The following is a 7,314-nucleotide window of genomic DNA, read 5'->3' on the forward strand; positions in this document are numbered from 1 at the left end:
GCGCACCGGCATGGTCGGTGCGGGCGTCCTGCGCGAATGCCTGCTCGCCTCCGACGTGACGGAGATCAGGGCGGTCGGACGCACCCCGACCGGACGCGCGCATCCCAAGCTGCACGAGACCGTCGTCCAGGACCTGTTCGATCCCGGACCGACGGCATGGCGGAAGATGACGGGATACGACGCCTGCTTCTTCTGCCTCGGGGTGACGTCCTCCGGCCTGACCGAGGCCGAGTACGTCCGGCTGACCCACGACCTGACGCTGGCCGTGGCGGAGAGGCTGGCCCTGCTCGATCCCGACATGACCTTCGTCTACGTGTCCGGGGCCGGCACTGATGGTGGCGGACGCGGGCGCAGCATGTGGGCGCGTGTGAAGGGACGCACCGAGAACGCGCTGCAGGCGCTGCCGTTCGCGGGGGCCTTCATGTTCCGGCCGGCCGTGATCCTGCCGATGCACGGCGAGCGTTCGAAGACCACGTCCTACCGGCTTCTCTACCGGCTGGCCGGCCCGGTGCTGCATCTGCTGCGCCGCATCGCCCCCGCGCAATTCCTGACGACGGAGGTGATCGGCCGGGCCATGCTCGCCGTCGCGCGCCGCGGCCGGGGCCGCGCGATCCTGGAAGCGCCCGACATTTATCGGGCGGCCAAGGCCGCCGTCCCATCGAACCACGGGTGATCCATGACAGACTCCGTCAGCGCGATTGCCATCCCGTCCTGGAAACGGATCGTGCCGGCGACGTTCGCCGTCCATTCTCCGGCTTCAGCGGAAAGCGGAAGCGGTCTCGAATGATCCTCGCCAGCGGGACGATCTCCGAGCGATGGCAGGTTTCGTCGCCATCGGAGCAACCATGATGCTTTCGGCGCGCGAACCTACGACGAGCCTTGCTACGACGTCTCCAGAGTTAGACCGAGATGATTCAGTGCGGTGGTCCGGAATGGTCGAGGGCGGTGCAACCGAAGAGTAACGACCGGCAGCACTTTCTATCTAAGCCACCGAATATCTTTCCAATTAAGCATTATGGGCTGGACGAGGGTAAAGCGTTCCTCCGTACGGTCGCGCTCACATTTCGCGTGTTTGATCGGCGGTACGAAGAACGTCCGCTTCGGAGAATGCGATTGAATGCCCGCTATGACGAACTTGGGTTGTAAGCGGCCTTCAGCCGAGTGTCTCACACCGTAGCAGTGAAGGTTCAGCGCCGCGTTCCGTTCATCGCGGCATCACTTGCCTCAGGCGAATCTCGCCGCATTGGGAACGCTCGTAGTCAAGCCTCACACCAATGCGATTCGTTTGCAGCGGGGCCAGAAAGCGCTGCATTTTCAGTACCCTTCAATTCCAGCCGTTGGCAAAATTGTCGTGGATCTTCAATGGGCACGGCCAAACTGCCTGGCCTGGCGCGTATGCAACGGAAAGTTTACGGCCCTGCCCGGGACGACAGCCCCTGCGGCGATGTTCGGGCCGCCCGCGCGGCCGTATTCCTTACTAACCGTCCGGACGGTTCGGCCATTTTTGGCCAAATACCTTGTCTCCTGTGTTCTCAACGACTTCGCTGTTCTGTGGACTTGGTCCAGTTCGAACCGAATCGATTTCATCAGCCGCTACAGGTGCTTACCCCACTTAAAAAGTTTGGCCATCTTTGGCCAAGCCCTCGGCCATTTTTGGCCAAAAATCTCAACCGGTGATGGACGCATCCGAGCACCCGGCTTTCAGGTCGAAACGATCCGACTGAGAGATCATGCTCTTGGATGGCAAAGATCAAAATAAGATTGCCCCGGCACAGCTTGGCACGAACTCTGCCATGTGCTTCCCGCGAAGCCGGAACACAGCGCAGACAACCGGACCTCATCGGGCCGGACCTGCGGATCGACCGCCGCCGGCCTCGGATCATCGGGGAAGACCATGCCGACACCCGCCTATATCTCGATCGAGGGTTCCACCCAGGGCAACATCACCCAGGGCGCCTTCACCGAAGCCTCCGTGGGCAACATCTGGCAGGAGGGCCACGAGAACGAGATCCTCGTCCAGGCCATCGAGCACCGCGTCACCATCCCGCGCGACCCCCAGTCCGGCCAGCCCTCGGGCCAGCGCGTCCACCTGCCGTTCAAGTTCACCGCCCCGCTGAACAAGGCCACGCCGCTGCTCTACAACGCCCTGACCTCGGGCGAGATGCTGACCAAGGTCGAGGTCAAGTGGTTCCGCACCAGCTCGGCCGGCAAGCAGGAGCACTTCTTCACCACCCGCCTGGTCGACGCGACCATCATCGACATCGACGCCCAGCTGCCGCACTGCCAGGACGCGCGCAATGCCGACTTCACCCAGCTGATCGCCGTGTCGCTGTCCTACCGCCGGATCGAGTGGGAGCACACGGTGGCCAGCACGTCGGGCGCCGACGACTGGCGCAAGCCCAAGGCCTGAGCCGGATGGCCTGAGCGGCGGGGGACGAGCGGATGCGCGCCTCGGGCGCGTCACGCGCCGGACGGCCCGGCGTCCCGCGGGACGAGGCGCGCCCGGACGCGGGTGTCCCGGACGAGCCCGTCCAGGACGAATCCCCGCCGAGGCCGATCCCGGCCCGGATGGTCCGGCCGCCCGCCCGGCTGCCGGGGCGGTGGCCGGGCGGGCGCGACCACGCCCGCGACCTCGCGCTGGTGCCGGCCGCCTCGGTCATCGCCCTGGCGATCCGGGTGTTCTCCGCCGACCCGGCCGAGTGGATCCTCGACCTGCCCGAAGCGGAGGCCGTGGCGTTCTGCGCCGTGCCGGACGGGCGCGACGGGATGCCGATCCTCCTGGCCCTGATCACGCTCGGCCCGGTGCTCGGCCTGATCGGTCTGGCCGCCTTCGGGCGTCCGCACTCCTGGCTCGGCCTGGTCCTGGGCGCGGGGCTCGCCGCCTTCTGGCTGCAGCGCTTCGTCCTCCACGTCCCGGCCTGCCCCCCTTGAGCCGCCCGACCACGCCGGACCGACCACCTCCGCCCCCTTCGAGGCCCCCGATGATCGCCCTGCCCGCCGAGATCACCCAGCCGCTGAGCGATCTCGACCGCGACTTCACCCTCGCGTTCACCGCAGACGGCCTGCCGGGCGCCGATCTGGCGGTCACGGGCTTCCGCCTGGACGAGGCGATCTCGAGCCTGTTCCGGGCCGAGATCGCCCTGGCCTCGCCCGACCCGGGCCTCGACCTGACCGCGCTGCTCGACAAGCCGGCCCGGCTCACCGTGCTCGACCGCTACGGCCCGCCCCGCCACGTCCACGGCGTGCTCGCCCTGGCCGAGCGCGGCGACACCGGCGCGCACCACACGGCCTACCGCGTCCTGCTCATGCCGGCGCTGCACCGCCTGCGCTTCGGCGCGGATTGCCGGATCTTCCAGACGAAGAGCGTGCCCGAGATCGTCGAGGCGGTGCTCAAGGACAACGGCGTCACCGCCTACCGCTTCGCGCTGACCGAACAGCATCCCGCGCGCGAGTACTGCGTGCAGTACCGGGAGACGCACCTCGCCTTCATCGAGCGGCTGATGGCCGAGGAGGGCATCGCCTACCACTTCGAGCATGCCGAGGGCGCCCACACCCTGGTGCTCACCGACGCGACCAAGCTCGCCCCGGACGCGCCGGGCGCGGAGGCGATCGAGTACAACGCGCTGCCCGGCGGCACGGTGAAGGGGCCGCATGTCGGCCGGTTCACGTGGCGCGAGCTGGTGGCGCCCTCGGACGTGGTCCAGCGCGACCACTTCTTCCGCAATCCCGTGCACGACTTCGAGGCGCGGGCGCAGGCGTCCGCGCTGAACGGGCTGACGCGCAAGCTGGAGATGTACGACTACCCCGGCCGCTACAAGGCGGACGCGGTCGGCCGGGCGTTCACGCGCTACCGGCTTGAGGGTCTTCGCGACGAGGCCAGCCACGGCGAGGGGGCGGGGCGGTGCGCGCGGCTGCTGCCCGGGCACCGGTTCGCACTGACCGGGCATCCCGACCCGGCGCTGAACCGGCGGTTCCTGGTGGTGGCGGCGAGCCACGCCGGCAGCCAGCCGGGGGCGGTCGAGGGCGATGCCGGGGACGGGGGCGCGTACCTGACCACGTCGTTCCGGGTGATCCGGCACGACACGCCGTATCGGCCTGACGCTCCGGGCAAGCCGCGGGTCGAGGGCCCGCAGATGGCGATCGTGACCGGTCCGGCGGGCGAGGAGATCCACTGCGACGCGTTCGGCCGGGTGAAGGTGCGCTTCCCCTGGGACCGGTCGGGGCGGGCCGACGACACGGCCTCGTGCTGGATCCGGGTGAGCCAGGGCTGGGCGGGGGCGAGCTGGGGCCAGATCGCGCTGCCGCGGATCGGCCAGCACGTGATCGTGGACTTCCTGGAGGGCGATCCCGACCAGCCGATCATCACGGGCCGGGCCTACAACGCGCGCGAGCCGGTGCCGTACCCGCTGCCGGCCAACAAGACGCGGATGACGATCAAGTCGAAGACGCACAAGGGCGAGGGGTTCAACGAGCTGGCATTCGAGGATGAAAATGGACGTGAGCAGGTCCATATTCAAGCTCAGAGAGATATGTCGACACATGTAAAAAACTCCAAATCGACTGTTGTGTTTAATAATTATTTTGAAATGACAGGGATAAGTCGACAATCTTTTATTGGTATAGATTATCATGTAACCGTCGGAGGAACATTCAATCAGATTGTTGGTGCAACAGCATCATTCGAGGTAGGGGCTAGCTTTTCAGTCCATGCTGGAACTTTTGTCCATCTACAATCGTCAGTGTCCGTCGTCAGATGATTTGAGACGACTTGAGGCGCTCAGGAACGGAGGCTCTGGTCCTTCTGGGTTGAGAGGTTAGGCAGCCTGCGCGTGGTGGCGCAAGCGGCGATCGATGAGGGTCTGGCGCTTGATCCGCGCCCGCTCCTGCAGGATGGCCTCGCCGCGGCCGAAGTAGACGTCGGCGGGAGTGAGGTTGTCCAGGCTCTCGTGAGCCCGAGCGTGGTTGTAATGCTCGACGAAGGCGGCAACCCGCGCCTCCAGTTCGCCGGGCAGGTAGGCGTGTTCGAGCAGGATGCGGTTCTTGAGCGTCTGGTGCCAGCGCTCGATCTTGCCCTGCGTTTGAGGATGGCGGGGCGCGCCGCGGATATGGGTCATGCCCCGGCTGCCGAGCCAGTCGGCCAGATCACCCGCGACGTAGCTCGGCCCGTTGTCGGAGAGCAGCCGCGGCCGATGCGCCACCTGCACATGATCGAGCCCGGCCGCCGCCAGCGCGAGGTCGAGCGTGGCGGTGACGTCGCCGACCTGCATCGTCGCGCACAGCTTCCACGCCACGATGTAGCGCGAGAAGTCATCAAGCACCGTCGAGAGGTAGTACCAGCCCCAGCCAACCACCTTCAGGTAGGTGAAGTCCGTCTGCCAAAGCTGGTTTGGCGCGGTGGTCTTGTCGCGGAACTCGTTGGCGGCTTTGATCACGATGTAGGCCGGGCTGGTGATCAGGTCCTGAGCTTTGAGCAGACGGTAGACGGTCGCCTCGGAGACGAAGTAGCGCCGCTCGTCGGTGAAGCGCACCGCCAGCTCGCGCGGGCTGAGTTCCGGCTCCTCCAGCGCGAGAGCGACGATCTGATCGCGAACCTCGGCCGGGCAACCGGTTCCAGACCCGGCTGGGTCGGGACGGGCGATCCGCCAATGCCTCGAGGCCGCCACGCTGGAAAGCGTCGTACCACCGCTAGAACGTCGCCCGGGTGACGCCGAGCTTGTCCAGGGTGGCGCGCACCGGCAGATGGGATTGCTCGACCAGCCGGATGATCTCCAGCTTCTCAGAGGCCGGGTACCTCATGCCTCGTCGCCCCCAGCCCCGGTCAGACTTTTTTTCAGCAGGCGGTTTTCCAGGACGAGATCGGCTACGACCTCCTTCAGCGCACCCGCCTCGCGACGCAGGTCCTGGACCTCGTCGGCGGTCGCGGCACGGGCCGTGTCGCCGGCCAGCCGCTTCTTGCCGGCTTCCAGGAACTCCTTGGACCAGCCATAGTACATCGAGCTGGCGATGCCTTCGCGCCGGCACAGCTCGGCGATGCTGTCCTCACCGCGCAGCCCTTCCAGCACGATGCGGATCTTCTCCTCGGCCGAGAACTGCCGGCGCGTGGCGCGGCGGATGTCCTTGATCACGGCTTCTGCCGGCTGCCGCGCCGGCCCGGACGTCTGTTTCATCTTCGCTCCTGGGGGCTACGATGAACCAGCCATCCTCCGTTCGTGAAGACCCTCAATTTGTCTCAGGAGTGCTGACGGCGGACAGCCGCACACCATCTACAGCGAAGACGATTACATCGCTGTGCCGCGCCCGAGCGGCTACCGCAGCCTGCACCTGAAGCTGGAGTACAAGCCGGCCAACCGGTTCGAGGAGGTCTGCGACCGCTGCCGCGTCGAGCTTCAGATCCGCACCCGGCGGCAGCATGGTTGGGCTACCGCCGTGGAGGCGGTTGGGCTCTTCCGGGGTGAAGCCTTGAAGAGCGGCCAGGGTGATCCGGACTGGCTGCGCTTGTTCCTGCTGATGGCGTCCGAGACCGCACGCATCGAGGGGCGTCCGGAGGTTCCTGGCGCACCGGAGCACGCCGATCGGGTCCGGGAGCTACGGGATCTGAACAGACGCCTGAACGCGGCCTCGTTCCTCGACGGCATCAGTCAGGCCGTCGATTACACAAAGCGATACGTCCGGGCTCCGGGCAGTGAGGTGTACCTGATCCGCTTCGACATGAAGACCCACGAAGTCAGCCTCGCGGGGTACAGCAGCTCCGCCGCCGGCTCGCGGGCGTATCACGCTATGGAAAGGGACGGAGACCAGTTCGATGCAGTGCTGGTCACCACCGACAGCGTGAACAACCTCGTCCAGGCATTCCCGAACTACTTCGGTGACACGAAGATGTTCGCGAAGACGCTGCGGCAAGTTATCAAGGGCAGGGACGTGCCCGAATTCGTGCTACCGGATCAGGAGACCGTGCGGCCGGCACCTCGTGCCCCTGCTGACATGTCGTGGCTGCGGAGATCGAGCCGGCAGCGATCCGTTTGAGGAGCCGCTGAACCTCGCGAGTGTTCCAAGCCCCCCCACGGGCAGTTGGCACCTCGCGTGCGGCCAACTCGGCGCACAGTGCCCGGACGGTGGTGAACCCCTCCGCCCGTAGCCCCTCGATCACGGGTGCCAACTCGGCCGCTCTCGCGTTCGCCTTGTCCCGGACGACAGCTCCGGCACGCTCCGGGTTGCCCCTGGGCAGCGCCGGCGGTCTCCAGCCCGGTGGCGGGGCTGTCCCCGTACGGGGTTGATCCAGGAGAGCCCGCACCTCTGCCGTCATTGCCTTGCTCA

The 7,314-nt window shown here is 66.6% G+C and carries 5 protein-coding genes and 1 pseudogene; 5 read left to right on the forward strand and 1 reads right to left on the reverse strand.

Annotation, left to right across the window (positions count from 1 at the left end):
- From I53_RS05800 to I53_RS05815, 4 genes are all read left to right on the forward strand, one after another.
- The coding region (locus I53_RS05800) for an epimerase (protein WP_106428173.1) at window positions 1-673 on the forward strand (673 nt) is incomplete at its 5' end.
- A gap of 1,221 nt (window positions 674-1,894) precedes the next feature.
- Complete coding sequence (locus I53_RS05805) at window positions 1,895-2,410, forward strand: Hcp family type VI secretion system effector (protein ID WP_043347720.1); 516 nt, start codon at window positions 1,895-1,897, stop codon at window positions 2,408-2,410.
- Between the two features lie 32 nt (window positions 2,411-2,442).
- Window positions 2,443-2,931: a hypothetical protein gene (locus tag I53_RS05810; RefSeq protein ID WP_043347712.1), complete on the forward strand. Its 489-nt coding sequence runs from the start codon at window positions 2,443-2,445 to the stop codon at window positions 2,929-2,931.
- Between the two features lie 50 nt (window positions 2,932-2,981).
- A complete protein-coding gene (locus I53_RS05815) occupies window positions 2,982-4,757 on the forward strand; it encodes a type VI secretion system tip protein VgrG (protein ID WP_051044685.1) in 1,776 nt (591 codons plus the stop codon).
- 57 nt (window positions 4,758-4,814) lie between these two features.
- Here I53_RS05815 and I53_RS05820 read toward each other — a convergent pair.
- Window positions 4,815-6,167, reverse strand: a pseudogene (locus tag I53_RS05820) (IS3 family transposase).
- Window positions 6,168-6,261: 94 nt separating this feature from the next.
- On the opposite strand from I53_RS05820, the gene I53_RS05830 reads away from it, so the two are divergent.
- Window positions 6,262-7,023 (forward strand): RelA/SpoT domain-containing protein, encoded by a 762-nt coding sequence (locus I53_RS05830; protein WP_286009573.1) that lies wholly within the window; start codon window positions 6,262-6,264, stop codon window positions 7,021-7,023.
- Window positions 7,024-7,314 lie beyond the last annotated feature (291 nt).

It is taken from the genome of Methylobacterium sp. B1 (assembly GCF_000333255.1).
Lineage (GTDB): Bacteria > Pseudomonadota > Alphaproteobacteria > Rhizobiales > Beijerinckiaceae > Methylobacterium > Methylobacterium fujisawaense.

Coding starts and splice junctions, on each gene's coding strand:
- I53_RS05805 (WP_043347720.1), top strand. CDS start 1,895: ATGCCGACACCCGCCTATATCTCGATCGAGGGTTCCACCCAGGGCAAC.
- I53_RS05810 (WP_043347712.1), top strand. CDS start 2,443: ATGCGCGCCTCGGGCGCGTCACGCGCCGGACGGCCCGGCGTCCCGCGG.
- I53_RS05815 (WP_051044685.1), top strand. CDS start 2,982: ATGATCGCCCTGCCCGCCGAGATCACCCAGCCGCTGAGCGATCTCGAC.